The sequence below is a fragment of the Streptomyces sp. NPDC027189 genome (assembly GCF_055566975.1).
Window position 1 is genome coordinate 137,822 of record NZ_JBVHRI010000008.1, and the last position, 26,548, is coordinate 164,369.

The 26,548-nt window shown below is 70.7% G+C and carries 24 protein-coding genes, 5 tRNA genes and 1 pseudogene; 20 read left to right on the top strand and 10 right to left on the bottom strand.

Annotated elements, in window-relative coordinates:
- Nucleotides 1-16: 16 nt before the first annotated feature.
- The 5 genes from ACZ4RZ_RS21335 to ACZ4RZ_RS21355 all read left to right on the top strand — a co-directional run bounded on the left by ACZ4RZ_RS21335 (nucleotide 17) and on the right by ACZ4RZ_RS21355 (nucleotide 532).
- Nucleotides 17-88 (top strand) — tRNA-Gln (locus ACZ4RZ_RS21335).
- 42 nt (nucleotides 89-130) lie between these two features.
- Nucleotides 131-203: transfer RNA gene (locus ACZ4RZ_RS21340), tRNA-Glu, on the top strand.
- 62 nt (nucleotides 204-265) lie between these two features.
- A tRNA-Glu gene (locus ACZ4RZ_RS21345) sits at nucleotides 266-338 on the top strand.
- Between the two features lie 21 nt (nucleotides 339-359).
- Nucleotides 360-431, top strand: a tRNA-Gln gene (locus tag ACZ4RZ_RS21350).
- A gap of 28 nt (nucleotides 432-459) precedes the next feature.
- Nucleotides 460-532 (top strand) — tRNA-Glu (locus tag ACZ4RZ_RS21355).
- A 53-nt stretch (nucleotides 533-585) separates the two neighbouring features.
- Here the strand turns inward: ACZ4RZ_RS21355 and ACZ4RZ_RS21360 are convergent.
- Nucleotides 586-1,230 carry a MerR family transcriptional regulator gene (locus tag ACZ4RZ_RS21360; RefSeq protein ID WP_467746661.1) on the bottom strand — a complete coding sequence of 215 codons (645 nt, stop codon included), beginning with the start codon at nucleotides 1,228-1,230 and terminating at the stop codon, nucleotides 586-588.
- Nucleotides 1,231-1,339: 109 nt separating this feature from the next.
- Between ACZ4RZ_RS21360 and ACZ4RZ_RS21365 the strand changes: the two genes are divergently transcribed.
- Nucleotides 1,340-1,858, top strand: a complete 519-nt coding sequence (locus tag ACZ4RZ_RS21365) for a DUF4188 domain-containing protein (RefSeq protein WP_467746663.1) — start codon at nucleotides 1,340-1,342, stop codon at nucleotides 1,856-1,858.
- A 74-nt stretch (nucleotides 1,859-1,932) separates the two neighbouring features.
- Here ACZ4RZ_RS21365 and ndgR read toward each other — a convergent pair whose 3' ends face one another.
- Nucleotides 1,933-2,649 (bottom strand): IclR family transcriptional regulator NdgR, encoded by a 717-nt coding sequence (ndgR, locus tag ACZ4RZ_RS21370; protein ID WP_015036427.1) that lies wholly within the window; start codon nucleotides 2,647-2,649, stop codon nucleotides 1,933-1,935.
- A gap of 191 nt (nucleotides 2,650-2,840) precedes the next feature.
- On the opposite strand from ndgR, the gene leuC reads away from it, so the two are divergent.
- The 4 genes from leuC to ACZ4RZ_RS21390 all read left to right on the top strand — a co-directional run bounded on the left by leuC (nucleotide 2,841) and on the right by ACZ4RZ_RS21390 (nucleotide 6,176).
- Nucleotides 2,841-4,265: a 3-isopropylmalate dehydratase large subunit gene (leuC, locus tag ACZ4RZ_RS21375; RefSeq protein WP_467746664.1), complete on the top strand. Its 1,425-nt coding sequence runs from the start codon at nucleotides 2,841-2,843 to the stop codon at nucleotides 4,263-4,265.
- A 5-nt stretch (nucleotides 4,266-4,270) separates the two neighbouring features.
- On the top strand, nucleotides 4,271-4,864 hold the full coding sequence (gene leuD / locus ACZ4RZ_RS21380) for a 3-isopropylmalate dehydratase small subunit (protein ID WP_467746665.1): 594 nt from the start codon (nucleotides 4,271-4,273) through the stop codon (nucleotides 4,862-4,864).
- A 301-nt stretch (nucleotides 4,865-5,165) separates the two neighbouring features.
- Nucleotides 5,166-5,396: an SCO5555 family protein gene (locus ACZ4RZ_RS21385; protein ID WP_189188943.1), complete on the top strand. Its 231-nt coding sequence runs from the start codon at nucleotides 5,166-5,168 to the stop codon at nucleotides 5,394-5,396.
- Nucleotides 5,397-5,534: 138 nt separating this feature from the next.
- Nucleotides 5,535-6,176 (top strand): HU family DNA-binding protein, encoded by a 642-nt coding sequence (locus tag ACZ4RZ_RS21390; protein ID WP_467746667.1) that lies wholly within the window; start codon nucleotides 5,535-5,537, stop codon nucleotides 6,174-6,176.
- Nucleotides 6,177-6,254: 78 nt separating this feature from the next.
- Here ACZ4RZ_RS21390 and ACZ4RZ_RS21395 read toward each other — a convergent pair whose 3' ends face one another.
- On the bottom strand, nucleotides 6,255-6,458 hold the full coding sequence (locus ACZ4RZ_RS21395) for a hypothetical protein (protein WP_189188945.1): 204 nt from the start codon (nucleotides 6,456-6,458) through the stop codon (nucleotides 6,255-6,257).
- Between the two features lie 102 nt (nucleotides 6,459-6,560).
- On the bottom strand, nucleotides 6,561-7,199 hold the full coding sequence (gene cofC, locus ACZ4RZ_RS21400) for a 2-phospho-L-lactate guanylyltransferase (protein WP_467746668.1): 639 nt from the start codon (nucleotides 7,197-7,199) through the stop codon (nucleotides 6,561-6,563).
- A 144-nt stretch (nucleotides 7,200-7,343) separates the two neighbouring features.
- Here cofC and ACZ4RZ_RS21405 point away from each other — a divergent pair, with 144 nt between their 5' ends.
- The 3 genes from ACZ4RZ_RS21405 (at nucleotide 7,344) to ACZ4RZ_RS21415 (ending at nucleotide 10,505) form a co-directional block, all read left to right on the top strand.
- Complete coding sequence (locus ACZ4RZ_RS21405) at nucleotides 7,344-8,132, top strand: lysophospholipid acyltransferase family protein (RefSeq protein ID WP_467746669.1); 789 nt, start codon at nucleotides 7,344-7,346, stop codon at nucleotides 8,130-8,132.
- The gene (locus tag ACZ4RZ_RS21410) at nucleotides 8,129-9,139 is read left to right on the top strand and encodes an NAD(P)H-dependent glycerol-3-phosphate dehydrogenase (RefSeq protein WP_467746670.1); all 1,011 of its coding nucleotides are present in this window, start codon (nucleotides 8,129-8,131) and stop codon (nucleotides 9,137-9,139) included. The genes ACZ4RZ_RS21405 and ACZ4RZ_RS21410 overlap by 4 nt, the downstream gene beginning before the upstream one ends.
- Nucleotides 9,140-9,347: 208 nt before the next feature.
- Complete coding sequence (locus ACZ4RZ_RS21415; protein WP_467746671.1) at nucleotides 9,348-10,505, top strand: D-alanine--D-alanine ligase family protein; 1,158 nt, start codon at nucleotides 9,348-9,350, stop codon at nucleotides 10,503-10,505.
- A 21-nt stretch (nucleotides 10,506-10,526) separates the two neighbouring features.
- On the opposite strand, the gene ACZ4RZ_RS21420 is transcribed toward ACZ4RZ_RS21415, so the two are convergent.
- Both ACZ4RZ_RS21420 and ACZ4RZ_RS21425 read right to left on the bottom strand, forming a co-directional pair.
- Nucleotides 10,527-11,036: a DUF3515 domain-containing protein gene (locus ACZ4RZ_RS21420; protein ID WP_467746672.1), complete on the bottom strand. Its 510-nt coding sequence runs from the start codon at nucleotides 11,034-11,036 to the stop codon at nucleotides 10,527-10,529.
- A gap of 20 nt (nucleotides 11,037-11,056) precedes the next feature.
- Complete coding sequence (locus ACZ4RZ_RS21425; RefSeq protein WP_028802415.1) at nucleotides 11,057-11,290, bottom strand: Lrp/AsnC family transcriptional regulator; 234 nt, start codon at nucleotides 11,288-11,290, stop codon at nucleotides 11,057-11,059.
- 206 nt (nucleotides 11,291-11,496) lie between these two features.
- Here ACZ4RZ_RS21425 and ACZ4RZ_RS21430 point away from each other — a divergent pair, with 206 nt between their 5' ends.
- On the top strand, nucleotides 11,497-12,462 hold the full coding sequence (locus tag ACZ4RZ_RS21430) for a thiamine-phosphate kinase (protein ID WP_189188951.1): 966 nt from the start codon (nucleotides 11,497-11,499) through the stop codon (nucleotides 12,460-12,462).
- Nucleotides 12,459-13,256 carry a bifunctional hydroxymethylpyrimidine kinase/phosphomethylpyrimidine kinase gene (thiD, locus tag ACZ4RZ_RS21435; protein WP_467746673.1) on the top strand — a complete coding sequence of 266 codons (798 nt, stop codon included), beginning with the start codon at nucleotides 12,459-12,461 and terminating at the stop codon, nucleotides 13,254-13,256. Before ACZ4RZ_RS21430 ends, thiD begins: the two co-directional genes overlap by 4 nt.
- A gap of 105 nt (nucleotides 13,257-13,361) precedes the next feature.
- Here thiD and ACZ4RZ_RS21440 read toward each other — a convergent pair.
- Nucleotides 13,362-13,826 (bottom strand): annotated as a pseudogene (locus ACZ4RZ_RS21440) (hypothetical protein); the annotation flags it as partial.
- Nucleotides 13,827-14,253: 427 nt separating this feature from the next.
- Complete coding sequence (rpmB, locus tag ACZ4RZ_RS21445; protein ID WP_003993230.1) at nucleotides 14,254-14,439, bottom strand: 50S ribosomal protein L28; 186 nt, start codon at nucleotides 14,437-14,439, stop codon at nucleotides 14,254-14,256.
- 259 nt (nucleotides 14,440-14,698) lie between these two features.
- On the opposite strand from rpmB, the gene ACZ4RZ_RS21450 reads away from it, so the two are divergent.
- The gene (locus ACZ4RZ_RS21450; protein ID WP_467746674.1) at nucleotides 14,699-16,432 is read left to right on the top strand and encodes a DAK2 domain-containing protein; all 1,734 of its coding nucleotides are present in this window, start codon (nucleotides 14,699-14,701) and stop codon (nucleotides 16,430-16,432) included.
- A 281-nt stretch (nucleotides 16,433-16,713) separates the two neighbouring features.
- Here the strand turns inward: ACZ4RZ_RS21450 and ACZ4RZ_RS21455 are convergent, their stop codons facing one another.
- Both ACZ4RZ_RS21455 and ACZ4RZ_RS21460 read right to left on the bottom strand, forming a co-directional pair.
- A complete protein-coding gene (locus ACZ4RZ_RS21455) occupies nucleotides 16,714-19,737 on the bottom strand; it encodes a tetratricopeptide repeat protein (RefSeq protein ID WP_467746675.1) in 3,024 nt (1,007 codons plus the stop codon).
- Nucleotides 19,734-21,572: an HSP90 family protein gene (locus ACZ4RZ_RS21460; protein WP_467746677.1), complete on the bottom strand. Its 1,839-nt coding sequence runs from the start codon at nucleotides 21,570-21,572 to the stop codon at nucleotides 19,734-19,736. Before ACZ4RZ_RS21460 ends, ACZ4RZ_RS21455 begins: the two co-directional genes overlap by 4 nt.
- A gap of 167 nt (nucleotides 21,573-21,739) precedes the next feature.
- Between ACZ4RZ_RS21460 and recG the strand changes: the two genes are divergently transcribed.
- The 4 genes from recG to ACZ4RZ_RS21480 all read left to right on the top strand — a co-directional run bounded on the left by recG (nucleotide 21,740) and on the right by ACZ4RZ_RS21480 (nucleotide 26,353).
- On the top strand, nucleotides 21,740-23,953 hold the full coding sequence (recG, locus tag ACZ4RZ_RS21465) for an ATP-dependent DNA helicase RecG (protein ID WP_467746678.1): 2,214 nt from the start codon (nucleotides 21,740-21,742) through the stop codon (nucleotides 23,951-23,953).
- A 91-nt stretch (nucleotides 23,954-24,044) separates the two neighbouring features.
- Nucleotides 24,045-24,677, top strand: a complete 633-nt coding sequence (gene rsmD, locus ACZ4RZ_RS21470) for a 16S rRNA (guanine(966)-N(2))-methyltransferase RsmD (protein ID WP_467746969.1) — start codon at nucleotides 24,045-24,047, stop codon at nucleotides 24,675-24,677.
- 26 nt (nucleotides 24,678-24,703) lie between these two features.
- Nucleotides 24,704-25,183, top strand: coding sequence for a pantetheine-phosphate adenylyltransferase (coaD, locus tag ACZ4RZ_RS21475; protein ID WP_467746971.1), 480 nt, complete (start codon nucleotides 24,704-24,706; stop codon nucleotides 25,181-25,183).
- 99 nt (nucleotides 25,184-25,282) lie between these two features.
- Nucleotides 25,283-26,353: an ATP synthase F0 subunit B gene (locus ACZ4RZ_RS21480; protein WP_467746680.1), complete on the top strand. Its 1,071-nt coding sequence runs from the start codon at nucleotides 25,283-25,285 to the stop codon at nucleotides 26,351-26,353.
- Nucleotides 26,354-26,548: the final 195 nt, after the last annotated feature.

The window sequence follows — 26,548 nt, forward strand, 5'->3', positions numbered from 1 at the left end:
GGGGATTGAGTTTCAGTGGCCTATGGTGTAATTGGCAGCACGACTGATTCTGGTTCAGTTAGTCTAGGTTCGAGTCCTGGTAGGCCAGCTCGCAGAGCTCATCTGCAACCGCGGAGATCAACTCCGCAACGCCCCCGTTGTGTAGCGGCCTAGCACGCTGCCCTCTCAAGGCAGTAGCGCCGGTTCGAATCCGGTCGGGGGTACAGATCCTTCCCAGGGAGACAGTCCGGGTCGCACCCGCTGACTCTCATGCAGGATCGCTAGGGCCCCCGTTGTGTAGCGGCCTAGCACGCCGCCCTCTCAAGGCGGTAGCGCCGGTTCGAATCCGGTCGGGGGTACGCAGTTGGTCTAAACCATATTGGTCTATGGTGTAATTGGCAGCACGACTGATTCTGGTTCAGTTAGTCTAGGTTCGAGTCCTGGTAGACCAGCTCGGGTCTGCGGAAACGCAAGATCCACGCCCCCGTTGTGTAGCGGCCTAGCACGCCGCCCTCTCAAGGCGGTAGCGCCGGTTCGAATCCGGTCGGGGGTACAACAAGAAGGCCCTCCACTTCGGCGGAGGGCCTTCGTCGTGCCCGGCGCCGGCTACTCGAAGCCGTACCGCCGCGTCGTCTCCTCCTCCTGGGCCAGCCGGTGCAGCGCCTGCAGCACCGGCTCGTTGAGGATCGCCCCCAGGACCGCGAACTCGATCTGCTCCGCCTCCGACGGATGCGTCTCCATGTTGTCCAGGTCGAGGACGGCCGTTCGGTGCATCAACTCGGCGTACGGCGCGAGCCGTTCGGCCCCCCAGTCGTAGCCGAGCCGGCGGAACGCGGCCACGGTCACCACCAGCGAGCGGTACGCGGGGGAGACGGCCGTGAGCCGCTTGGCGTTCTCCCAGCCGAGCCGGTCCAGGAGCGTGGTGACCTCCTGGTGTGCGGCCTGGACGTATTCGTCCTCCTCGTCCGGCTCCGGTACCTGCGGCAGCGCCCACACCGCCGCGCCCAGGCGGATCGCGCGGCCCAGGGAGTCGTCGTCCACATGCCCGAGCACTTCGCGGACCGTCGCCACCGGCGCCCGGCCGACCTGGATCATCGCGCGCACCAGCCGCAGCCGGCGCAGATGCTCCTCGTCGTACTCGGCCGTAGTCGAGTTGACCTGGCGGCCGGGCGTCAACAGCCCTTCGCGCAGGTAGTACTTGATCGTCGCGACGGACACACCGCTGCGCTCGCTCAACTCGGCCAGCCGCATCTCTCGCGCCTCTCTTCGGGGGCTTGCGCCGCTCCTTGGGAAGTGTCACTATCCAAGCATTGATCAGAAGGATAGTGCTGGTATCCGATCGGAGATCCGGGGGATCGTCATGTTCGCGAAACCGATACCGGGCCACACCACCGCCGCAGTCGAAGGTGACGCGGTCGTGCTGCTGATCGGCATGCGCATCAACCACTTCTGGGCCGTGCACCACTGGCTGCCGGTGCTCCTCGCGATGCCGCGCATGCTGCGCGAACCGCAGAAGGACAAGAGCCGCGGACTGCTCGGCCACGTGCTGCTGACGGCGTCCCCGCGGACGTACTACGTCGTCCAGTACTGGGAGTCGAAGGAGAAGCTCTACGCGTACGCGAGCTCGCCCGACATGCTCCACCACAAGGCGTGGGCGAACATCAACCGCCAGGAGCGGGCCGGAAAGGTGCGCGCACACGTCGGGCGGTGGCACGAGAGCTATGTCGTGCCGGAGGGGGCGTACGAGTCGATCTACGCCCACATGCCGGCCTTCGGGCTCGCTGCGGCGCACGGTCAGGTGCCGCTGGAGAAGCGGGGCCGGCGGGCCAAGGACCGGTTCGCATACCGGTCGGCGGAGGGTGCCGAAAAGGCCGGGTGACCGGGGGGGATCGGGGGAGCGAAGGGGCCTGCCGCGGCGTTGAGGCAGGCCCCTTCGTCGACGTCCCGGAACAGTCAGCCGGTGCGGCGCAGGGCCTCCGAGAGGCGGGCGGCGGCGTCGATGACCGCCTGGGCGTGCATACGGCCGGGGTGGCGGGTCAGGCGCTCGATCGGTCCGGAGACCGAGACGGCGGCCACGACGCGGTTCGAGGGACCGCGTACCGGCGCGGAGACGGACGCGACGCCCGGCTCGCGCTCGCCGATGGACTGGGCCCAGCCCCGGCGTCGTACGCCGGAGAGCGCGGTGGCGGTGAAGCGGGCGCCCTGGAGGCCGCGGTGCAGGCGCTCCGGCTCCTCCCAGGCCATCAGGATCTGGGCCGAGGAGCCGGCCTTCATGGTGAGCGTGGAGCCGACCGGGACGGTGTCCCGAAGGCCCGACAGGCGCTCGGCCGCCGCGACGCAGATGCGCATGTCGCCCTGGCGGCGGTAGAGCTGCGCGCTCTCGCCCGTGACGTCGCGGAGGTGCGTGAGCACCGGTCCCGCGGTCGCGAGGAGGCGGTCCTCGCCGGCGGCCGCGGCCAGCTCGGCGAGGCGGGGGCCGAGAATGAAACGGCCCTGCATGTCACGCGCCACCATGCGGTGGTGTTCAAGTGCCACGGCGAGGCGATGTGCCGTGGGTCGTGCCAGTCCGGTCGCCGCGACCAGGCCCGCGAGGGTGGCCGGACCGGACTCCAGAGCGCTCAGGACAAGGGCTGCCTTGTCCAGAACGCCGACGCCGCTACTGTTGTCCATGCAACGATACTCGCGTCTCACTCTGTGAAACGCAAGTTCAATTTTCCGTGGAACGCGCCACCCTTGTAGACACAGCGGCCCGCGGACCAACGGGCCCGGCGGACGACGTCCGGTACGAGGGGTACGAACGTTTGCCGCCCCGGAAATCTCTAGTTGGGCCGGCGCCACACAGGCCGGCCGGAGGGAAAGCGATGGGTAGGACACTCGCGGAGAAGGTCTGGGACGACCATGTCGTCCGGCGCGCCGAGGGCGAGCCCGACCTCCTCTTCATCGATCTGCACCTGCTGCACGAGGTGACCAGCCCGCAGGCCTTCGACGGCCTCCGTCAGGCGGGGCGTCCCGTGCGGCGTCTCGACCTCACCATCGCGACCGAGGATCACAACACCCCGACCCTCGACATCGACAAGCCCATCGCGGACCCGGTCTCCCGGGCCCAGCTGGAGACGCTGCGCAAGAACTGCGCCGAGTTCGGTGTACGACTGCACTCGCTGGGTGACGTCGAGCAGGGTGTCGTCCACGTGGTGGGACCGCAGCTGGGCCTGACCCAGCCCGGCACCACGGTCGTGTGCGGTGACTCCCACACCTCCACGCACGGCGCCTTCGGCGCGCTGGCGTTCGGCATCGGCACCTCGCAGGTCGAGCACGTGCTGGCCACCCAGACGCTGCCGCTGGCCCGCCCCAAGACCATGGCCATCACGGTCGACGGCGAACTGCCCGAGGGCGTCACCGCCAAGGACCTGATCCTGGCGATCATCGCCAAGATCGGTACCGGCGGCGGCCAGGGCTACATCCTGGAATACCGCGGTTCCGCCATCGAGAAGCTCTCGATGGAGGCCCGGATGACCATCTGCAACATGTCGATCGAGGCCGGCGCCCGCGCGGGCATGATCGCCCCTGACGAGACCACCTTCGCGTATCTCAAGGGCCGTGCGCACGCCCCCGAGGGCGAGGAGTGGGACGCCGCGGTCGCGTACTGGAAGACCCTGAAGTCGGACGCGGACGCGGAATTCGACGCGGAGGTCGTCATCGACGCCGCCTCCCTGTCGCCGTTCGTCACCTGGGGCACCAACCCGGGCCAGGGCGCGCCGCTTTCGGCGTCCGTCCCCGACCCGGCTTCGTACGAAGACGCTTCGGAGCGCCTGGCCGCCGAAAAGGCCCTGGAATACATGGGGTTGGCCGCCGGACAGCCGCTGCGCGACATCAAGGTCGACACCGTCTTCGTAGGTTCGTGCACCAACGGCCGTATCGAGGACCTGCGTGCGGCCGCCGCGATCGTCGAGGGCCGCAAAGTCGCCGACGGCGTACGGATGCTGGTGGTCCCCGGCTCCGCGCGGGTCGGTCTGCAGGCCGTCTCCGAGGGCCTGGACGTCGTTTTCAAGGGGGCCGGCGCCGAATGGCGGCACGCGGGCTGCTCGATGTGTCTGGGCATGAACCCCGACCAGCTGGCCCCCGGTGAGCGCTCCGCGTCCACCTCCAACCGCAACTTCGAGGGCCGGCAGGGCAAGGGCGGCCGTACGCACCTGGTCTCGCCGCAGGTCGCCGCCGCGACCGCCGTGCTGGGCCATCTGGCCTCGCCCGCCGACCTGTCCGACGCCCCCGTGCCCGCTGGAGTCTGAGAGCCATGGAAGCATTCACCACGCACACCGGCCGGGCCGTCCCGCTGCGCCGCAGCAACGTCGACACCGACCAGATCATCCCCGCCCACTGGCTCAAGAAGGTGACCAGGGACGGTTTCGAGGACGGGCTCTTCGAGGCCTGGCGCAAGGACTCGTCCTTCATCCTCAACCAGCCCGAGCGCAAGGGCGCCACGGTCCTGGTGGCCGGTCCCGACTTCGGAACGGGCTCCTCGCGCGAGCACGCCGTCTGGGCGCTGCAGAACTACGGCTTCAAGGCCGTCATCTCCTCCCGCTTCGCGGACATCTTCCGGGGCAACTCGCTCAAGAACGGCCTGCTCACGGTGGTTCTGGAGCAGAAGATCGTGGACGCGCTGCAGGAGCTGACGGAGCAGGACCCGCAGGCCGAGATCACGGTCGACCTGGAGGCCCGTGAGGTGCGCGCCGAGGGCATCACCGCCGCCTTCGAACTCGACGAGAACGCCCGCTGGCGGCTGCTGAACGGCCTGGACGACATCTCCATCACCCTCCAGAACGAGGCCGACATCGCGGCGTACGAGGCCAAGCGTCCGTCCTACAAGCCGAAGACGCTGCACGTCTGACGTGCGGGCCGGACTCAGGTCCGGTAGAGCGCCTGATACGCGGATGACGCAAGGCTGATTTCGGCCACCGCAACACCCTTCTGTACCCCCAATCGTGGACGGTTGGGGGTACAGCTGTGTCTGCCCTCGGACGGCTCCGGCGCGCCGCTTCGGAGGGCTCCAACTCCCCCAGTTATAAAGGCGGTTGCCTGGGTACGCGCACCGTGGTCCCGCGACGCGCCGCGGTGCCCGGAACCCCTTCCGGGGACGGCAGTTACCCCCTGCGCAGGCGACAACTCGCCCCAGATGGCACAATCTGTGCATGGAACACGACGGCCAACTCGAGCTCTACGTGGCAGTCGCGGCCCAACTCAAGGAAGCGCACACAAGAGTGCGCGCACTGCAAGTCCCGGAGGGCGTACGGATGGCGCTGACCCGGAAGCTGCTGGTCATTACGGCCGTGGCCAAGCACGATCTCGCCGATGCGACAAGGCGGCTGGAGCGGTTCATCAACGACCTCGACGAGGGTCGATTCCTCGAAGAGGAACGCTGAGGAACTCCGCTACAGCCCGAGTTCGTTGCGGCACAAGGGTGATTAGCCCGTTTCGTGTTTGATTTGCGGTATATATCTGCCTAACGTGCGAAAAAGCTTGAACGCATTCGTTCGGGCAATGTCTCCGAAGGGGAAGACGTGAACAAGGCGCAGCTCGTAGAAGCGATTGCCGACAAGGTCGGCGGGCGTCAGCAGGCCGCCGACGCGGTCGACGCCGTACTGGACGCCGTCGTCCGTGCAGTTGTCGGCGGGGACCGGGTCTCGGTCACCGGCTTCGGTTCCTTCGAGAAGGTCGACCGTCCGGCCCGTTACGCCCGCAACCCGCAGACCGGGGAGCGCGTTCGGGTCAAGAAGACCTCTGTGCCGCGCTTCCGCGCGGGCCAGGGCTTCAAGGACCTGGTGAGCGGCTCGAAGAAGCTCCCGCGCGGTGGCGAGGTCGCCGTCAAGAAGGCGCCCAAGGGCAGCCTGACCGGCGGTGCCGCCGCCACGGTCAAGAAGGCCGCGGCCAAGAAGGCCACCGCGAAGAAGGTCGCCGCCAAGAAGGTCACAGCGAAGAAGGTCACCGCCAAGAAGACCACGGCGGCTGCCAAGAAGACCACGGCCAAGAAGACGACCGCCAAGAAGACCACGGCGGCCGCCAAGAAGACCGCGGCGAAGAAGACGACCGCCAAGAAGGCGACGGCCAAGAAGGCCCCGGCGAAGAAGGCGACGGCCAAGAAGGCCCCCGCCAAGAAGTCGACCGCCCGCAAGACCACCGCCAAGAAGGCCACCGCCCGCTAGTCGGCAGGGGCGCAGGGGCAACTCACGCGCCGGGCCGGGCTTCCCTCGGGAGCCCGGCCCGCGGCGTGTGCGCGACGCCTAGAGCGTCTGCAGGGTGACGAGGGTGATCCGCAGGGCCTCGCCCTCGCCCTCGGTCTCGATGCGCACCCGCTGACCCGGGCGCAGCAGCCGCAGCCCGCCGGCGTCGAACGCCGGGCCGTCGAAGGGCACAGGGGTCCCGTCGTCGAGCAGCACCTGGCCGCTACGGGTCTCGGGGTCGTACGTGTACGCGGTCGCCTGCATGGGGGCAGCCTACGGGTCCCCCAAGGGCCGCGCCGCTGTGACCCAGGGGCTCCGCCGCGTGGGCGCGACCGGCCACGGGCGGCCTGTGGAGTGCGAACCCGCCTACTGCCCGGGAATCAGCAACCGCGCCGCCGCTTCCGCCGTACGCGGCCCCACCCCCAGCGCCAGCGCCGCCCGCAGATCGTCCCCGGTGTCCACGTCCTGCCGTACGGAATCCACGGCGTGCAGCCGGAGTTCCATGGCGCCAGAGGCGCGATGACGGGCCCGGGAATCCGTACCGAAAGCCGGAAGCAATTCCCGCCCCGGCCCGGCGGCCAGCAGAGTTGTACCGATTGCGGCGGCATCCGGCAGAAATGCGCGAGGGAATTCCGCAGCCGCGTCGAGTACTCGCCTCAATTCCGCGGACCGCAGGGCGGGAAGATCGGCGTTGAGGGCCGCGACGGCACCGTCGGGGCGCCAGGACCGTACGACCCCCGCTCCGTGCGCCAACGCGGCGTTCAGACCGCCGCCCGGCTCGTCCGGGACGATCCGGGCGCCCAGCGCGGCCAGCTCCCGCCCGGCCAGGGCATCGTCCGTGACTACCGCCACATCGCGGACCATCGCGCAGGCCAGCGCGGCCGCCACGGTGTCCTGTGCGAAGGCGAGGGCGAGCCCGGGGCGCATTCCGTCGGCGGCCGTGTCCGCCAGCCTGCTCTTGGCCCGCGCCAGGGGTTTGAGGGGTACGACCACAGTCCACCGCACCAGCGTTCCGCCCTCCCTTGTCGCGCCCCATTGTGACCCGGCCGCCCTGGCGCTCCGGACGCCGGGGCGTACCGTGTTCTCGACAGACAGGCGGCCTGGGGCGACACTTGTGCGGCCCCCCAGGCCCTAGAGGAAGGTGTCCGCGTGCCCCGCCGCAGAATCGGCTTCTGGTACCGCTTCGCAGCGGTCCTCTGCAAACCGCCGCTGGTGGTTCTGATCAAGCGGGACTGGCGCGGAATGGAGAACATTCCGACCGACGGCGGATTTATCACCGCGGTGAACCACAATTCGCATGTGGACCCCTTCGCGTATGCGCACTATCAGTACAACACCGGGCGTGTTCCGCGATTCCTGGCGAAGGCGGGCCTTTTCAAGAAGGGATTCGTGGGGGCCGCCATGCGCGGCACCGGACAGATCCCCGTCTACCGCGAGAGCACCGACGCGCTGAGCGCCTTCCGGGCCGCGATCGACGCTGTGGAGCGCGGCGAGTGCGTCGCGTTCTACCCCGAGGGCACCCTCACCCGCGACCCCGACGGCTGGCCGATGACCGGCAAGACGGGTGCCGCGCGGGTCGCGCTGCAGACCAAGTGCCCGGTGATTCCGGTCGCCCAGTGGGGCGCCAACGAGCTGCTGCCCCCGTATGCCAAGAAGCCCAACCTCCTTCCGCGCAAGACCCACCGCGTGCTCGCCGGCCCGCCGGTGGACCTCTCGCGCTTCTACGACAAGGAGATGAGCCCGGACCTCCTGAAGGAGGCCACCGAGGTCATCATGGCCGCCATCACCGCGCAGCTGGAGCAGATCCGCGGCGAGAAGGCGCCCGAGAAGGCGTACGACCCCCGCGAGGTGCGCATCGCACAGCGCCGCAGGGCGGCGGCGAAGGAAAAGGCACAGGCACCGGCACAGGCACAGCAGGAAGAGGGGCAGGCCACGTGAGCAAGCCGGTCAAGGCGGCCGTCTTCGGGACCGGATCGTGGGGCACCGCGTTCGGCATGGTGCTCGCCGACGCGGGATGCGACGTCACCCTGTGGGGGCGCCGCGGCGAACTCGCCGCGGCGGTCAACTCCACCCGGACGAACCCGGACTACCTGCCCGGTGTCGAACTCCCCGAGAACCTGCGGGCCACCTCCGATCCCGCCGAGGCCGCCGCGGACGCCGACTTCACGGTCCTCGCGGTGCCGTCCCAGACGCTGCGCGGAAACCTCGCGGAATGGGTGCCGCTGCTCGCGCCCGAGACCGTCCTCGTCTCCCTGATGAAGGGCGTCGAACTCGGCTCCACCATGCGGATGAGCGAGGTGATCGAGGACGTCGCCAAGGTCGGCGCGGACCGGATCGCCGTGGTCACCGGGCCCAACCTCGCCCGGGAGATCGCCGCGCGGATGCCGGCCGCCGCCGTGGTCGCCTGCCGCTCGGAAGCGGTCGCCCGGCGCCTCCAGTCCGCCTGCCACACGCCGTACTTCCGCCCGTACACCAACACCGACGTGGTGGGCTGCGAACTCGGCGGCGCCGTCAAGAACGTGATCGGTCTCGCCGTCGGCATCGCGGACGGCATGGGTCTCGGCGACAACGCCAAGGGCTCGCTCATCACGCGTGGCCTCGCGGAGACCACCCGGCTCGGACTCGCCATGGGCGCCGACCCGATGACGTTCTCCGGACTCGCCGGCCTCGGCGACCTGGTGGCCACCTGCTCCTCGCCGCTGTCGCGCAACCACACCTTCGGCATCAACCTCGGCAAGGGCATGACCCTCCAGGAGACCATCGCGGTCACCAAGCAGACCGCCGAGGGCGTCAAGTCCTGTGAGTCCGTGCTGGATCTGGCCCGCAGGCACGGCGTCGACATGCCCATCACGGAGACCGTCGTCGGCATCGTCCACGAGGGCAAGCCGCCGGTCGTCGCTCTCAAGGAACTGATGTCGCGCAGCGCGAAGCCCGAGCGCCGCTGAACCATCAGGCGCGCGGCGCCCTGCGACGGCTCGTACGACGCCAGGAATCGCTGCTCCGCGACGGCTCGTACGACGGCAGGAATCAATGCACCGCGACGGCTCGTACGACGCCAGGAATCAACGCTGTGCGACCACTCGTACGACGCTGAGCAACGGCCCCGGTGGGGCGCTGACTCACCGCCGTACCAACGGGTACTCTCAACGCGATATGAGCACCGAGAACCTCCCCCAGAGCCCTGAGCAGCCGCCTCGCAAGCCGCGTGTGGCCGTCGTCTTCGGCGGCCGCAGCTCCGAACACGGGATCTCCGTGGTCACGGCCGGCGCGGTGCTGCGCGCCATCGACCGTACGAAGTACGACGTCCTGCCGATCGGCATCACCCGGGACGGCCGTTGGGCGCTCACCGCCGACGAGCCGGAACGGATGGCCATCATCGACCGGCAGCAGCCGAACGTCGAGCAGCTCGCCGAGTCGAGCGAGGGCGGCGTGGTGCTCCCCCTCGACCCGGCCAACCGCGAAGTGGTCTACAGCGAGCCCGGATCGGTCCCCAAGGCCCTGGGCGAGGTCGACGTCGTCTTCCCCATGCTGCACGGCCCGTACGGCGAGGACGGCACCCTCCAGGGCCTCCTGGAGCTCTCCGGGGTCCCGTACGTCGGTTCGGGCGTGCTCGCCTCGGCCGTCGGCCAGGACAAGGAGTACATGAAGCGGGTGTTCACCTCCTTCGGGCTGAAGGTCGGCCCGTACGTGGTGATCCGGCCCCGCGAGTGGGAGCTCGACCCGGCCGCCGCCCGTAAGAAGATCATCGACTTCGCGGGCGACCACGGCTGGCCGCTGTTCGTGAAGCCCGCGCGCGCGGGGTCGTCCTTCGGCATCACCAAGGTCGATTCCTTCGAAGGTCTCGACGAGGCGATCGAGGAGGCCCAGCGGCACGACCCGAAGATCATCGTGGAGGCGCTGCTGCGCGGCCGCGAGATCGAGTGCGGGGTGCTGGAGTTCGAGGACGGGCCGCGCGCCTCCGTGCCCGCGGAGATTCCGCCCGTGCAGTCCCACGACTTCTACGACTTCGAGGCGAAGTACATCGACTCGGCGTCCGGGATCGTGCCCGCGCCGCTCACCGAGGAGCAGACGGCCGAGGTGCGGAGGCTGGCCGTGGAGGCCTTCGACGCGGCGTCCTGCGAGGGTCTCGTCCGCGCGGACTTCTTCCTCACCGAGGACGGGGAGTTCGTGATCAACGAGATCAACACGATGCCGGGCTTCACGCCGATCTCCATGTATCCGCGGATGTGGCAGGAGACGGGCGTCAGCTATCCGGAGCTGGTGGACCGCCTGGTCCAGGCGGCGCTGCGACGGTCGACCGGGCTGCGCTGAGCGCCTCGCACCGCCCTCGTGTCAGTTGGCGATCCCCTTGGGGATCGCCTTCTTGATGGAGGCGGCCATGTCGACGAGCATGCCGGAGGTGTCCCGCCCCTTGGGCACGGTCACCTCGACGTACGCGCCGCGGTTCGCGGTGGTGAAGCGGGTCGACCCGTCGTCCCGCTTCTCCATCAGCCAGTCGACGCCGTTCACGGTGCCACCGACCGCCTTCGGGTCGTCGCCGAGCGCCACCTTCGGATCAATCATCTTCGGAGGCCGCTCGACACCGCAGCGCAGTATGATCGCCGGGCTTCCCCAGCCCGCGGTCAGCGCGGACCGGGGCTCGGGATCCTTGCGGCCGAGGCCGTCCACCTTCCGCGGCAGCACCTTGTCCAGGTTCTGGCACAGCTTGGTGACCTTCGCGTTCGGGCTCGGAACCGAGACCGACGCGTTGTCGTCTGCTGAGGAGCAGCCCGCGATCGTGATCAGCATCGCGAGGGCGGGCAGCCCGAAGAGAGCGGTGTGCCGGTGACGGAAGAAGTTCACCGGCCAAGGGTAGACGGGGGCTAGAGGTGCACGACCGGGCAGGTCAGGGTGCGGGTGATGCCGTCCACTTGCTGGACCTTCGCGACCACCATGCGACCGAGTTCGTCGACGGTGTCGGCCTGGGCACGCACGATGACGTCGTACGGTCCTGTCACGTCCTCGGCCTGGATCACCCCCGGGATCTTGCTGATCGTCTCGGCGACGGTCGACGCTTTGCCGACCTCCGTCTGGATCAGGATGTACGCCTGTACCACGGAACCTCCAGGGCGGCCACGAGGATCATGTGGGGAAAAGGAACGCCACGGTATCGCGTTGCCGCTCGCCGCGGGGAGACCCGCGGTGGCTGGGGCTTGCGCGCCGGGGTGCACGGACTGCACAAGTTGACGGTCAACTCGACCGTACCGAGTACGGAGACGGCTCGCGACCGGGCACGGGTAGCGACAGAGGGAGCAACACGATCATGAAGGGCACCGTGGGCGAGTTGGGGGAGTTCGGGCTCATCCGAGAGCTCACCTCGCGTCTCACCACCACCCCGGCGGTCCGGGTCGGCCCCGGCGACGACGCCGCGGTGGTGGCCGCGCCCGACCGCAGGGTCGTGGCGAGCACCGACATCCTCCTGGAGGGACGGCACTTCCGGCGCGACTGGTCCACGGCGTACGACGTGGGGCGCAAGGCGGCCGCGCAGAACCTCGCGGACATCGCCGCGATGGGCGCCGTACCGACCGCGCTGCTGCTCGGCCTGGTCGTCCCGGCCGAACTCCCGGCCACCTGGCCCTCCGAGCTGATGGACGGGCTGCGCGACGAATGCCAGGTCGCGGGCGCGGCCGTGGTCGGTGGCGATGTCGTACGCGGTGACACGATCACCATCGCGATCACCGCGCTGGGCGATCTGCGCAACCACGAGCCGGTCACCCGGGCCGGCGCCCAGCCCGGTGACGTCGTCGCCGTGACGGGCTGGCTGGGCTGGTCGGCGGCGGGGTACGCGGTGCTCTCGCGGGGCTTCCGCTCACCGCGCGCCTTCGTCGAGGCCCATCGGCGTCCCGAACCGCCATATCACGCGGGTCCCGCGGCGGCAGGGCTCGGCGCGACCTCGATGACGGACGTCAGCGACGGGCTGATCGCCGACCTCGGGCACATCGCCGAGGCCAGCAAGGTGCGCATCGACGTCCGCTCCGGCGACATCGACGTCCCCTCCCAGATGAACGACATCGGGCAGGCCGTCGGCGTCGACCCCCTCCAGTGGGTGCTCACCGGCGGCGAGGACCACGCGATCGTCGCGACCTTCCCGCCCGACGTGAAGCTGCCCGCCCGCTGGAAGGTGATCGGCGAGGTGCTCAACCCGTCGGCGCTGCCGCAGGTCACGGTGGACGGCGCGCCCTGGACGAGCAAGGGCGGCTGGGACCACTTCGGGGACATCGAGTCGTGAGCGCGCCACCCAGGGTTCTGACGGTCGCGGGTTCCGACTCCGGTGGCGGGGCCGGGATCCAGGCCGACCTGAAGACGATGCTCGCGCTCGGGGTGCACGGCATGAGCGTGATCACCGCAGTCACCGCGCAGAACTCCCTCGGCGTACAGGGTGCTTGGGAGCTGCCGGTGGACGCGGTGCGCGCCCAGTACCGCAGCGTCGTCGACGACATCGGCGTCCAGGCGGTCAAGACCGGCATGCTCGCCTCGGCCGAACTCGTCGAGGCCGTCGCCGAGTTGATCGGCACCACGGACGCGCCGGCCGTCGTCGACCCGGTCGGCATCTCCAAGCACGGGGACGCGCTGCTCGCCGAGTCGGCCCTCGACTCCGTCCGGACCAAGCTGCTGCCGGTCGCGACCGTCGCGACGCCGAACCTCGACGAGGTGGCCCAACTCACGGGCGTGCGGGTCGAGTCGGAGGAAGATCTCCGGCGAGCCGCGGCGGCCGTGCTGTCGTACGGGCCGAAGTGGGTCCTCGTCAAGGGCGGTCATCTGCCCGGTGACGCCTTGGACTTGCTGACCGACGGCTCCGAGGAGCACTGGCTGCGGGCCCCGCGCCACGACAACCGGCACACGCACGGCACGGGCTGCACCCTGGCGTCAGCGATTGCTTCTGGGCTGGCGAAGGGGCAGAGCGTGCCGGAGGCGGTGGCGGCGGCCAAGGAGTACGTCACCGGGGCGATCGCGGCCGGGTTCGCGCTGGGGGGCGGGGTAGGACCGGTTGATCACGGGTGGCGGTTCAGGGACGGCGCGTAACCGTTTCTGTGCGGGCGCGTATGTGCTTGCGTACGGCGGGTGCGCCAGGGAGCGCTGTGTGTGCGGGGCGCGCGCAAGCGCGTGCGCAAACGCTTGCGCAAGCGTTTACGTGCGCGGGTACTCCCGCAGCTTGATGTCGGTGGCCGTCTTCTCGGTGAGCTTCTTGAAGAAGCGGGCCAGGGGGCGGGAGCTAGCGGGCCAGGGGGCGGGAGCTGAGGATCCGGTACGTCCGGTCGCGGCCGCGGATCCGCCGCTCGGTCGGCGGGGCGAAGGTCGGCGGGGCGAAGAACGGGCCGGCATTGCCGGAGATCTTCTGGCAGCCCTTGGGGAAGTCCCGGATCCGCGTCTCGTACTCGGCGAACGCGGTGCCCGCCACATAGTGGTCGAGAAAGCGCAGGTAACGGGACTCGTTCCCGAAGGCCGGACGGCGGGTGGGGGAGTGCAGTCCTTCGGCGCCCACGACGAGGTCGAATCGGCGGGGCGCGCCGCGTTCGAGGTGACGTCGACGCCTTCGGGGGACTCGGTGAGCGTGGCGATCGAGTCGCCGAAGACGTACTCCACGCTGTCCCTGGGACTGGAGAGCGTTGGCGGCCCCGGTCGGCGGATCGGCCCCGTACAGGCCGTCCGTCAGCCGTTTCGCGGAGACCGTGCGCCCCGCGTCCAACAGGAGCAAGGTGAGCAGGGCGCGCGGGCGGGGGCCACCGGGGTCCAGGGGGTTGCCGTCTTCGGTGCGGATCTCGCGGGGGCCCAGGATGCCGAAGCGCATTGGGCAGATTCTGGCAGGTCCCGCGGAGACGGGGGGAAAACGGGGTCTACGCGCGCGTGAGAACCGCGTGGGGTGGAAAAGAACCGGGACGGAAGAGAACCCGCGGCGGAAGAGAACCCGGGGCGGAAGAGAACCCGGGGCGGAAATGAGCCGGGCAGCAAAAAACCGGCCCACCGTGAGGTGGACCGGCTCAGTGCAAGCGAACCAGCAGTGGCCGCGCGCTAGCGGTTGTCAGCGCGAGACCTTGCCGGCCTTGATGCACGAGGTGCAAGCGTTCACGCGCTTCGGCGTCCCGCCGACCACGGTACGGACGCGCTGGATGTTGGGGTTCCAGCGACGGGACGTACGGCGGTGCGAGTGCGAGATGTTGTTGCCGAAGCCCGGCCCCTTGCCGCAGACGTCGCAGTTGGCAGCCACGGGTCACTCCAAAGACTTCAGATGCACTTACGGTTGATCCCGGCATGCCGGGATCAAGATCTAGGATCTGAGTGGCGGTGCCAGGGGGAAGGCCCGATTGGATCGGGCAACTGGAGCAGCATACAACGACTGCGTCCGGAGAACGAAACTACCATGGCTGCCCCGGGCCCCGCTCCGGCCCTCCTCAGGGCCCCCTACCGGCAGTAATCCGTCCTGGGTCTACGCTGCGTCCCACGTCCAGCAGCTCAAGGAGGCGCAGGTGCCGCAGGTGCCGCAGACATTGGATGCTCTCGCGGTGCGCACCTGGTGCGGGCTCGCGCTGGAGGCGCTGGGACGGGCGCGCGAGGAGATCGACGCGATCAATGTCTACCCGGTGGCCGACGGAGACACCGGGACGAATCTGTATCTGACGGTCGAGTCGGCTGCCGCGGCGGTCGAGGCGGTCTTCGCGGGCTACGAGACCGTCGCCGACCCGAGCGAGGCCGATGCGGGCCATGACGCCGCGTCCGCGGGGGCCGGGCGGCCCACCGTCGCCGACGCCGTGCGGGCGATGGCGCACGGAGCGCTGATAGGGGCCCGCGGCAACTCCGGGACCATCCTCGCGCAGCTGCTGCGCGGCATGGCACAGGTGCTCGCCGCCGACAGTGAGACCGCCCACACCGACGGCCAGGGCCTCCGGCTCGCCCTCCGGCAAGCCGCGGACTCCGCGCGCCAGGCGGTCGCACACCCCGTGGAGGGAACGGTCCTCACGGTCGCCTCGGCCGCCGCCGACGCGGTCACCGGCGCCGAGGGCGACTGCGGAACGGTCGCGCGCGCGGCGTACGAGGGTGCGCGGGCGGCCCTCGCGGCCACCCCCGGGCAGCTGGCCGTCCTGGAACGCGCCGGTGTGGTCGACGCGGGCGGACGGGGGCTGGTGGCCGTGCTGGCGGCGCTGGTGGAGACGTTCACGGGGGAGGCGCCGGGGGCGCTGGCGCCTGTGGAGGTCCACGCGCGCGTGGTCGAGTCCGTGACCGGTGTCGCCGACGCGCATCCCGAGGTGTGTGGGGACGGGGCACCGGAGGAAGGGGGGCCCGCCTTCGAGGTGATCTACCTGCTGGAGGCTGACGACGCGGCGGTGGCCCGGTTGCGGAACCGGCTCGACGGCTTGGGGGACTCCCTCGTCGTGGTGGGCGGTGACGGGCTGTGGAACGTCCATGTACACGTGGACGACGCGGGCGCCGCCGTGGAGGCGGGCGTCGAGGCCGGGCGGCCGTACCGGATCAGGATCACGCACTTCGGGCTCGGGGACGTCCACACCGCGGGCGCGGCCGGGCGGCCGCCCCGGGAGCGGGCGCAGCGCGCCGTCGTGGCCGTCGTGCCCGGTGAGGGTCTGGCCGGGCTGTACACGGAGGCCGGGGCGACCACCGTGCTCGCGCGGCCCGGGGAGCCGCCCGCCAGCGGGGAGCTCGTCGAGGCCGTACGGCGTGCCCACGCGCGCGAGGTGGTGCTCCTGCCGAATGACGCGGACCTGCGGCACACGGCGGCCGCGGCTGCCGAACAGGCCCGCGCGGAGGGCGTCCGGGTCGCGCTGATCCCGACCCGGTCCGCCGTGCAGGGCATCGCCGCACTCGCCGTGCACGAGCCGGAGCGTCGCTTCGACGAAGACGTCGTCGCCATGACCTCTGCGGCCGGGGCCACGCGCTACGCCGAGGTCGCCGTCGCCGAGCGGCAGTCCTGGACCATGGCCGGCATCTGCCAGGCCGGCGATGTCCTCGGCCTCATCGACGGCGATGTCGCCGTGATCGGCTCAGACATCACCGGCACCGCCGAGACCGTCCTCGACCGCATGCTCGCCGCCGGCGGCGAAATGGTCACCCTCGTCCTCGGCGACGAGGCTCCCGAAGCCATCGCCGCGCATCTCGAATCCCGGGTGCGGGAGTCGTACCTGGCGGTGGACACGGTGGTGTACCGGGGTGGGCGGCAGGGGGCGTTGTTGTTGATCGGGGTTGAGTAGCGGCTGCGCGTGTGCGGGGCGAGTTCCGGGTTTTCGCCCCCTCCGCCCCTACCCGCTCCCGTCTCTTGGGGGCTCCGCCCCCAAACCCCCGTTCGGCCTGAACGGCCTCGTCCTCAAACGCCGGACGGGCTGATCCTGCCGGCCGAGGCTGGAAAGTTTTAGCCCGTCCGGCGTTTGAGGACGAGCGCGAAGCGCGACACGGGGGGTTTGGGGGCGGAGCCCCCAGGTACGGGACGGGTAGCGGCGGAGGGGGCAAAACGCACCACACCGCCCCCGTCACCTCACCGCTCCTCCTGCGCCCCCACCAGCCCCAGCAAGTTCTCCGCCTCAGCGCGCCGGGCCTCCGCGGTCTCCCCCTCCACCCCCGCGCACGCGGACAGCACCGCACGCGCGCGTACCCCCGCCGCGGCGGGACGCCGAAGGTCGGCCTCCAGCCACCCGGCGGCCAGTTCGGCACCGGTCCGGGCATCAAGCGCATCGTCCCCGAGGGAGCCGAACACCGAGATCGCCTGAGTGATGTGGGCCAAGGCCTCCTCGAACGCGCCCTGGCCGGCAGCCTCGTCCGAGTCCTCGTCCTCGGGCACGGACCGGGCCACAAGGTCCCCGAACTGGCGGTAGGTGTGGCCGAGTTCGGCGACGAGGCGACGACGCACGTCGTCGTCCTCGGACGAGCCGGCCGACGAGCCAGCCGTCGAGTCGGACGCCGAGCCGTACGGCGACTCGGACAGCGAACCAGGGGCGGCTGACGCCCCCTCGACCGCCGACTCGCACTCCCGCACAGCCAGAGACATCAACTCCCGCGCCCCGTCGAGCCCCGCATCCGTACGAGCTGTGGCCCACGCACGCGCCCGCAGCGACCGGACGAGCCCGTGGACGTTGCCGAGGGCGCGCCAGAGGTCGCCGGCTCGGGCGTACGCCTGGTCCGCCTGGGCGGTCAGCCCGGCGTGGCCGAGGGCCTCGGCGGCGAGATGCGCGAGCATCGCGTGGTCGCGCTGCTCGGGCCAGTGCCGGGCGATGTCCGCGGCCCGCAGCCAGTGTTCGGCGGCCTCGCGGTGTTCGGCGAGCTCCGTGAGACAGTCGCCGAGCCACCACCGCGTCTGCACGATCGCTCCGTCGCCGTGCATCTCGGCGGTCAGATCGGGCAGCGCCGACTCCAGCACCTCGGCGGCCTCCGCCCACCGCCCCTGACGGAGCAGGAAACCACCGAGCTGGTGCCGGGCCCAGGCGCCGAGCGTGCCGGCCTCGCCCGCCTCGTCGGCCCAGTGCGCGGACTCCAGGGCGTGCTCCGCGGCGGGCCGGAACTGCCCCGTGGTGCCGAGGATCTCGGCGAGCTGCAGGTGCAGCTGGGCCTGACCCATGGGTTCCAGGTACGTCCCCCCATGGTCCAGCGCCGCGCGCGCCGCCTGCTCCGCACCCTCCGTGTCGCCGAGGTGCAGGGCGATCCCGGCGAGCCGGGAGTCGTACTCGACGGCGAACCACGGCAGCCCGGCCGCCACGAACGTCTGCACGGCCCGCGAGAGCAGCTCCGCGGCCGCCTCGGCGTCCCCGGAACGCGCCGCGAGCTCCCCGAGCATCGCCTGCGCCTCCGCCGCCCGGGAGGCCAACGCCACGTCGTCCGCGACGTGCGGTTCGGCGAGCGCCAGCAACTCCTGCGCGGCCTCCTCGGCGCCGGTCACCACAACGCCCATGGCCTCCGCTTCACCCCCGGCCTCATCCAGGCGGTGCATCAATATCCGCGACCGCCCCACCAGCACGGACGCCGTCTGAGACACCCCTGTCCCGCCCTCCGCGAAGAGGGCGAGCACCTTCTCGTACAGCTCTGAGACGGCCGCCAGGGCCTCGTCGGTCGCGCCGGACAGGGCGTGGACGTACGCGGCGCGGGCGCGGGCGGCGAGCGCCTCGCCGGGGTCGCCCGCCTCGGCGTACAACTCGGCCGCGCGGTGGAAGAGTTCGATGCCCTCCGGACCGCGGCCCATCGCCGCGTGATCGGCCATCTCCGCGCGATCGCGGACATCCAGCTCGTGGCCCTCGGCAGCCCGCGAGACCGTGGCCCACGCCTCGACGGCGTCGGGGCTCCGCAGGGCCGAGAGCCGCCGGGCCTCGGCGAGCAGCGCGGACAGCTCCGGCTCGGCGGCCGGTCGCGCGACGGCGCTCGTGTGCGGCGCCGGTACGAGGGTACGCGCCGGGCGTGTGGAGCGCACGCCCAGTGGCAGCCGGTCCACGAGCGGCGGCTGATCCATCCGCGCACGGGCGCGCTCACTGACGTACGGGGTGCCGTTGCGCGCGTCGAAGCGCGCCGCCAGCGAAAGGGCCTCCCCGCGCGCGTGGACGGCGAGTTCACCCGCGGTCCACGCCCGTCCGGCAGGTCCCGGGACCGTCTGATCGCCGAGCCCGAGGGACGTCAGGCGGTCCATCAGGAGGGCCACCACCGCCATGAAGTCCAGCTTGCTGCGCGGGTCCCCGGAGTCCGTGAAGTACGCGGGCCGCTCCGCGAGCAGCTCCAGGGCGCGTGCCTCGTTGCCGGAGAGCGCGCAGAACTCCACGTGGTCCGCGTACGCGCCGCGCATGCTCTCCATGGCGCGCACCAGCCGGAAGCCCCGCAGGTGATGGCCGCGCGCCTCGTCGACGCGTCCCAGCCGCAGCAGGGGGAGCAGGGAGGAGGCGAGAACGGTGTGCGGCTCGTGGGCGCAGGTGTACTCGCCCTCCAGGACCGGGCGCCACAGCTCCAGCGCCTCCGTGTCCGCGTCGCGCTCCGCCCGCCACCAGCCCTGGCCATGCAGCTCGCACGCGTGGCAGTCGGCCATGCTGTCCCGGTCGGCGGCCAGCCAGGCGGCGTAGGCCCGCTCGGCGCGCTCCAGGTCGCCCAAGTGGGCCGCGACGCTGAACTCGGCGCCGCGCACCGCCCGTTCGGAGTGACCGGCCAGCCGGTAGCGGTGCTCCATCTCGCCGAGCCACTTCTCTATGGAGGCGAGCGGAATGTGCGGCTGGTCGAGCATTCCGGCGGACATCCACTTGAAGACCCAGTGCAGGGAGTGGATCTCGTACTCGTCGAAGTCCTCGGGGCGCTCGTCCCACATGCGCAGCAGGCGCGCGAAGGGGACGAACATCTTGTCCTTCTCGGAGCTGTAGTTGTAGACCTTCAGCTGGTGTCCGAGCGCCTCGATCACGGCGAGCGGGATGTTCAGTTTCTCGGCCTCGACGAGCAGCTGCTCCGCGCGCGCGTTGCGGGCGGGGCCCTCCGGCTGCTCGTAGTTGTCCGCCATCGCCTGGCGCAGGGTGTCGAAGTCCATGGCCTGGCTGCTCATCGGCGGTCGTCCTTCCCTGGATCGGTGTGCGTGGCCCACTCCAGGAGGCCGATGAACGCGCGGTTGAGGAGCGCGGAGTCCGCGGGCCGCAGCGGGCGCTGGGCCATCAGCAGGGCCTGCCCGTAGAGGGACTCCGTGGCGGTGCCGATCAGCTCCGGGTCGCTGAGTGAACTGATCCTTCGGATCAGCGGGTTGAGGTGGTTGAGGACCAGGCGCGCGCGTGGGGCGCTGCCGCGCAGCGAGCCGAGGATGCCCGCCCAGAGGTCGTCGGCCTGCTCCTCGGCCTCCGCGCGGGCCTGCTCGTGCCGGGCCGCCCGGTCGTCCAGGTGCAGCGCCGGGACCGACAGCGGGTGGAAGGCGCGCAGGGCCACGTCGCAGCCCAAGGGGTCGAGTCTGGCCCGCGCGGCGGCCAGGAAGGCCGACAGGGCCAGCTCCTCTGCCGGGTCGACCGCGTCCAGGTGGGCCGTCACGGTGTCGGCGTCGAGCTCCGACACGGCCGTCCCCGGGCGCACGGACGGCAGTGCCTCGATCAGCTCGCTGTCGTACGTGTAGCCGCCGTTGATCACCCCGATGCCCTGTGCGGAGGCGATCGGCGCGACCTGCCGGTACTCCTCCACGGTCCGCGTGAAGTGCACTACGGGGTGCCGCTGCGCGAACTCCTCCAGGGACAGCCGCCCGTCGGTCGTCTCGAAGGGCAGCCACGGCAGCATCGTGCGCAGCATCTCCTTGTCGTGCCGCGCAAGGGACTTCACGCCCAGGTAGTGCACCGAAAGGAAGGCGGCAAGCCGCTCCGGATCGCCTGCCGCGAGCCCGGTCAGCCAGGCGCGAATCCGTTCGCCCAGCGCCTCCCGTACGGCCGCGAGCGTCTCGTCCTCGTACAGCGACTCCCGTGACGCGGTGGGCCGCAGGCTGTCCGTGTCGAGGACGCAGCGCACGAAGAACGCCCAGTCGGGCAGCAGCTGTTCGGCCCGCTCGGTGAGCAGCATGCCCTTCAGGTGCACCCGGTGGCCGGCACGCTGGGCCGGGCTGACCGCGGACGGCAGGACGTACGCCACGCCTCGGATCCCGGCGAGCGGCACGTCCAGGTCGATCGAGTCCAGCGGCGTGAAGCCGAACAGGTCGTGGCAGTGCCGGACCAGGGCCACCCTTCGGGTGGCGGGGCTCGGATAAGGACGGTCCCAGGGCGCCGGAAGGTCCGCGATCACCTCGTCGCCGACCCGTACGTCGTACGGCAGCAGCGACCCGAAGTCCCGCGCCAGCGACCGCACCCGCTCCTCGCTCAGCCACTCGCCGGCCCCGGCGCGCGCCACCAGGTGCACGGTGGTGCCCGGTTCGGAGCGCGCCTCGTGCGGCAGCGTGCGCACGGTGTACGAGCCGTCGTCGGCCGCCGTCCACTCCACGGGTGCCGCGTCGGGCGTCCGCGCGCTGCGGCTGACGACCCGGATGCGTTCGGCGACAACGAAACACGCCAGCAACCCGATGCCGAACTGCCCGAGGAAGTCGGAACGGGCCGACTCCAGAGCGTCGTTCCGCTTGGAGCTGCGGCCGATGGTCGCGAGGAGGTTGTGCACGTCGGACTCGGTGAGCCCGACACCGGAGTCCTCCACTCGCAGGGCGCCGCCCTCGGCGTACAGGCGCACGGTGGCCGGCGCGTCCGGCTGCTCGGCGCGCCGCGCGGTGATCGCGTCCACCGCGTTCTGCAGCAGCTCGCGCAGATAGACCTTGGGACTGGAGTAGAGGTGATGGGAGAGCAGGTCCACCAAACCGCGCAGGTCGACCTGGAACGTATGAGGTGACTGGGGTGCCTGTGATGGCTGTGAAGTCTGGGAGTCCATCGTCGCTGCGCCGGTGGGTGGGGGGACGGGCGACGGCGCGGGGTCGGGCGGTCCCGGCGGACGGTGACCGCGAAGAGGGCCGGAGCGAGCCATCCTAGGCCCGGAACGACCCGCCTGACCAGCGGATTTCCGGGACGTATACGGCATTGTCAGTCCAGTGGTGTGCAATGGATCTCGTGCCCGTGCTCGAAGAACCACTGAAGAAGGTGCTCGGTCCCGCCACCGCGAAGGTGATGGCCGAGCACCTCGGCCTGCACACCGTCGGCGATCTGCTGCACCACTATCCGCGCAGATACGAGGAGCGCGGGCAGCTCACCCACCTCGCCGACCTGCCCATGGACGAGCATGTGACAGTGGTCGCCCAGGTCGCCGACGCGCGCCTGCACACCTTCGCCTCGTCCAGGGCTCCCCGCGGCAAGGGCCAGCGCCTCGAAGTGACCATCACGGACGGCAGCGGCCGCCTCCAGCTGGTCTTCTTCGGCAACGGCGTGCACAAGCCCCACAAGGACCTCCTGCCCGGCACGCGCGCGATGTTCTCCGGCAAGGTCTCCGTCTTCAACCACCGCCTCCAGCTTGCCCATCCGGCGTACGAGTTGCTGCGCGGCGACGGCGACGACGCAGCCGAGACCGTCGACTCCTGGGCGGGCGCGCTCATCCCGATCTACCCGGCCACCGCCAAGCTGGAGTCCTGGAAGATCGCCAAGTCGGTGCAGACGGTGCTGCCGAGCGCCCAGGAGGCCGTCGACCCCCTCCCGGACTCCCTCCGGGAGGGCCGCGGCCTGGTCGCCCTCCCCGAGGCCCTCCTGAAGATCCACCGCCCGCACACCAAGGCGGACATCCACGACGCCCGTGCCCGCCTGAAGTGGGACGAGGCCTTCGTCCTCCAGGTCGCCCTGGCCCGCCGTCGCCACGCCGACGCGCAGCTCCCGGCAGTGGCCCGCACCCCCAAGCCGGACGGCCTGCTCAGCGCCTTCGACGCCAAGCTGCCCTTCACCCTCACCGAGGGCCAGCAGAAGGTCTCCAAGGAGATCTTCGACGACCTCGCGACCGAGCACCCGATGCACAGGCTGCTCCAGGGTGAGGTCGGAAGCGGCAAGACAATGGTGGCCCTGCGCGCCATGCTCGCCGTCGTCGACGCGGGCGGGCAGGCCGCGATGCTCGCCCCCACCGAAGTGCTCGCCCAGCAGCACCACCGGTCGATCACGGAAATGATGGGGGAGTTGGCCGAGGGCGGCATGCTCGGAGGGGCCGAGCACTCCACCAAGGTCGTGCTGCTCACGGGCTCCATGGGTGCGGCCGGCCGGAGGCAGGCGCTGCTCGATCTGGTCACCGGCGAGGCCGGGATCGTCATCGGCACACATGCGCTGATCGAGGACAAGGTGCAGTTCCACGACCTGGGCCTGGTCGTGGTCGACGAGCAGCACCGCTTCGGAGTCGAGCAGCGCGACGCCCTGCGCGGCAAGGGCAGGCAGCCACCGCACCTGCTGGTCATGACCGCCACGCCCATCCCGCGCACCGTGGCGATGACCGTCTTCGGCGATCTGGAGACCTCCGTCCTCGACCAGCTCCCCGCGGGCCGCTCTCCGATCGCCAGCCATGTCGTCCCGGCCGCGGACAAGCCCCACTTCCTCGCGCGCGCGTGGGAGCGCGTGCGTGAGGAAGTGGACAACGGCCATCAGGCGTACGTGGTCTGCCCCCGTATCGGGGACGAGGAGGACGACCCCAAGAAGACCAGGAAGAAGTCCCCCGAGGACGAGGCGGAGAAGCGCCCGCCGCTCGCCGTCCTCGATGTCGCCGACCAGCTCGCCAAGGGCCCCCTCCAGGGCCTCAAGGTCGAAGTCCTGCACGGCCGTATGCAGCCCGACGACAAGGACGCCGTCATGCGCCGCTTCGCCGCGGGCGAGACCGACGTCCTGGTGGCGACGACCGTCATCGAGGTCGGGGTGAATGTGCCGAATGCCACAGCGATGGTGATCATGGACGCCGACCGGTTCGGCGTCTCCCAGCTCCACCAGCTGCGCGGACGGGTCGGCCGGGGCTCGGCCGCCGGACTCTGCCTGCTGGTCAGCGAGATGCCCGAGGCCAGCGCGGCCCGCCAGCGGCTGAACGCGGTGGCGTCCACGCTCGACGGCTTCGAGCTCTCCCGCATCGACCTGGAACAGCGTCGCGAGGGCGACGTCCTCGGCCAGGCCCAGTCCGGCGTCCGCTCCTCGCTGCGCATGCTCGCCGTCATCGACGACGAGGAGATCATCGCCGAGGCCCGCGAGGAGGCCGCGGCGGTGGTGGCCGCCGACCCGGATCTCGAGCGGCTCCCCGGACTGCGCACGGCTCTCCAGGCCCTGCTCGACGAGGAGAGGGAGCAGTACCTGGACAAGGGGTGATGACAGCGCCCCGGAAAGGGGCGCGGGGAACTGCGCGAGCAACCAGAACGAACCCGCGGCCGCCCCGACGCAAAGCACCTCCCACCCCCGCCTGCCAGACTGGAGCCGTAACCATCCCCTCGAACAAGGACCCGAGATGACCCGCGTGATCGCCGGCGCGGCCGGCGGACGCCGCCTAGCCGTCCCACCGGGCACCGGCACCCGGCCCACCTCAGACCGGGCGCGCGAGGGCCTCTTCTCCACCTGGCAGTCCCTGCTCGGCGGCCCGCTGGAGGGGGAGCGTGTGCTCGACCTGTACGCCGGTTCGGGCGCCGTCGGCCTGGAGGCACTCAGCCGCGGCGCCGGACACGCCCTGCTCGTCGAGGCGGACGCCCGCGCGGCCAGGGTCATCCGCGAGAACGTGAAGTCGCTGGGTCTTCCGGGCGCCGAGGTCAGGTCGGGCAAAGCGGAGCAGATCATCCAGCAACCGGCGCCGGCAGACCCGTACGACCTGGTCTTCCTGGACCCGCCCTACGTCGTCTCGGACGACGATCTTCGCGAGATTCTGCTCACACTCCGGGCGCAGGGCTGGCTAGCGGCCGAAGCCCTGGTCACCGTGGAGCGCAGCACCAGAGGTGGCGAATTCCGGTGGCCGGACGGCTTTGCAGCACTCCGGGCCCGTCGTTACGGCGAGGGGACGTTTTGGTACGGTCGCGCCGCCTCTACGTGCGAAGACGCACGATGACCGGACCGGAGAGCGAGGGACCACAGTTGCGCCGCGCCGTCTGTCCGGGGTCATTCGACCCCATCACCAATGGACACCTCGACATCATCGCCCGCGCCTCCAGGCTCTACGACGTCGTGCACGTCGTGGTGATGATCAATCAGGCGAAGAAGGGCCTGTTCACCGTCGACGAGCGGATCGAGCTGATCCGCGAGGTCACCGCCGAGTACGGCAATGTCCAGGTCGAGGCCTACCACGGCCTGCTCGTCGACTACTGCAAGCAGCGTGACATCCCCGCGATCGTCAAGGGCCTGCGCGCGGTCAGCGACTTCGACTACGAACTCCAGATGGCCCAGATGAACAACGGCCTCTCGGGCGTCGAAACGCTGTTCATCCCGACCAGCCCCACCTACAGCTTCCTGTCGTCCTCACTGGTCAAGGAGGTCGCGACCTGGGGCGGCGACATCTCCCACCTGGTGCCACCGGTGGTCCTCGAGGCGCTCAAGGGGCGGCTCGGCCAGGGCTGAACCCCTGACAGTCCGTCACCCGGTGTCGGGCGGGGCAGGAGTGGCCGTACAGTCGATCCGTCCGTCTCCATCACAGCTGTAGAGAGTGGCGAGCACACGGTGGACGTGCAGAAGAAGCTCGATGAGATCGTGTCGACGGTCGGCAGCGCCCGTTCCATGCCCATGTCGGCCTCGTGCGTGGTCAACCGCGCCGAGCTGCTCTCGATGCTCGAAGAGGTGCGCCAGGCCCTGCCCGGCTCCCTCGCCCAGGCCGAGGAACTGATCGGCGGCCGCGAGGAAATGGTGGAGCAGGCCCGTCAGGAGGCCGAGCGGATCATCCAGTCCGCGCACGCCGAGCGCGGCTCCCTGATCTCCGACACCGAGGTCGCCCGCCGCTCCCAGAACGAGGCGGACCGCATCCTCGACGAGGCCCGCAAGGAGGCCGAGGAGATCCGCGCGGAGGCCGACGACTACGTCGACTCCAAGCTCGCCAACTTCGAGGTCGTCCTCACCAAGACCCTCGGCTCCGTGGGCCGCGGCCGCGAGAAGCTCCTCGGCACCGGCCCCGGGGTCGACGAGCAGGGGTACGAGGACGAGGACGCCCCGGAGCGCAGCCACGACCCGGAGACCCTGCGCCGCAACGCCGACGAATACGTCGATGTGAAGCTCGGCGCCTTCGAGGCCGTCCTGGCCAAGACCCTGGAGGCCGTCGGCCGCGGCCGGCAGAAGCTGCACGGCCGGATCGCCAGCGACGACCTGGGCCTGCTCACGGACGACGGGACGACGGTCCAGCACACCAGCGACGCCGACTACCTGGCCGGCCTCGCGGAGCTCTCCGACGCCCCCGAGCAGGCCGTCCAGACGCCCGAGGTACCGGCTCAGCCGTCCTACGGGCAGCAGGACGCCTACGCGTACCAGCAGCAGGCCGATCCGTACGGCTATCAGCAGCAGTACGCCCAGCAGGACGCGTACGGCTATCAGCAGGCCGATCCGTACGCCGCCTACCCGCAGCAGCAGGGCTACGACCAGCAGCAGGCGTACGACCAGAGCGGGCAGCAGGCCTACGCCCAGCCGCAGGCGCACGCGCTGGACTCGCAGGCGCACGCGCTGGACGAGACCAGCCTCTTCGACACCAGCATGATCAGCGCCGAGCAGCTGCGGGCGTACGAGCAGGGGCGCGGCGGCCACTGAGCGCGGGGCGCGGCGGGCACGGAGTCCGGGGCGCGGCGGGCACGGAGTCCGGGGCGCGGCCGGGCTCTGGGCAAGGGGCGTACGCCGGGTGCGCGGGACCTGCAGCGCGCACCGGATTGGGCCGAGAGCGAAAGGTCCAGTATCCTGGCTCTTCGGTCGCGCGTACGTCCGCGATCAACGCTGCCCACGGAACAC

Bases quoted from the DNA above. Each gene is read 5' to 3' on its own strand.
- ACZ4RZ_RS21360 (WP_467746661.1), bottom strand. From the start codon at position 1,230: ATGCGGCTGGCCGAGTTGAGCGAGCGCAGCGGTGTGTCCGTCGCGACG.
- ACZ4RZ_RS21365 (WP_467746663.1), top strand. From the start codon at position 1,340: ATGTTCGCGAAACCGATACCGGGCCACACCACCGCCGCAGTCGAAGGT.
- ndgR (WP_015036427.1), bottom strand. From the start codon at position 2,649: ATGGACAACAGTAGCGGCGTCGGCGTTCTGGACAAGGCAGCCCTTGTC.
- leuC (WP_467746664.1), top strand. From the start codon at position 2,841: ATGGGTAGGACACTCGCGGAGAAGGTCTGGGACGACCATGTCGTCCGG.
- leuD (WP_467746665.1), top strand. From the start codon at position 4,271: ATGGAAGCATTCACCACGCACACCGGCCGGGCCGTCCCGCTGCGCCGC.
- ACZ4RZ_RS21385 (WP_189188943.1), top strand. From the start codon at position 5,166: ATGGAACACGACGGCCAACTCGAGCTCTACGTGGCAGTCGCGGCCCAA.
- ACZ4RZ_RS21395 (WP_189188945.1), bottom strand. From the start codon at position 6,458: ATGCAGGCGACCGCGTACACGTACGACCCCGAGACCCGTAGCGGCCAG.
- ACZ4RZ_RS21415 (WP_467746671.1), top strand. From the start codon at position 9,348: ATGAGCACCGAGAACCTCCCCCAGAGCCCTGAGCAGCCGCCTCGCAAG.
- ACZ4RZ_RS21430 (WP_189188951.1), top strand. From the start codon at position 11,497: ATGAAGGGCACCGTGGGCGAGTTGGGGGAGTTCGGGCTCATCCGAGAG.
- ACZ4RZ_RS21455 (WP_467746675.1), bottom strand. From the start codon at position 19,737: ATGAGCAGCCAGGCCATGGACTTCGACACCCTGCGCCAGGCGATGGCG.
- ACZ4RZ_RS21460 (WP_467746677.1), bottom strand. From the start codon at position 21,572: ATGGACTCCCAGACTTCACAGCCATCACAGGCACCCCAGTCACCTCAT.
- recG (WP_467746678.1), top strand. From the start codon at position 21,740: ATGGATCTCGTGCCCGTGCTCGAAGAACCACTGAAGAAGGTGCTCGGT.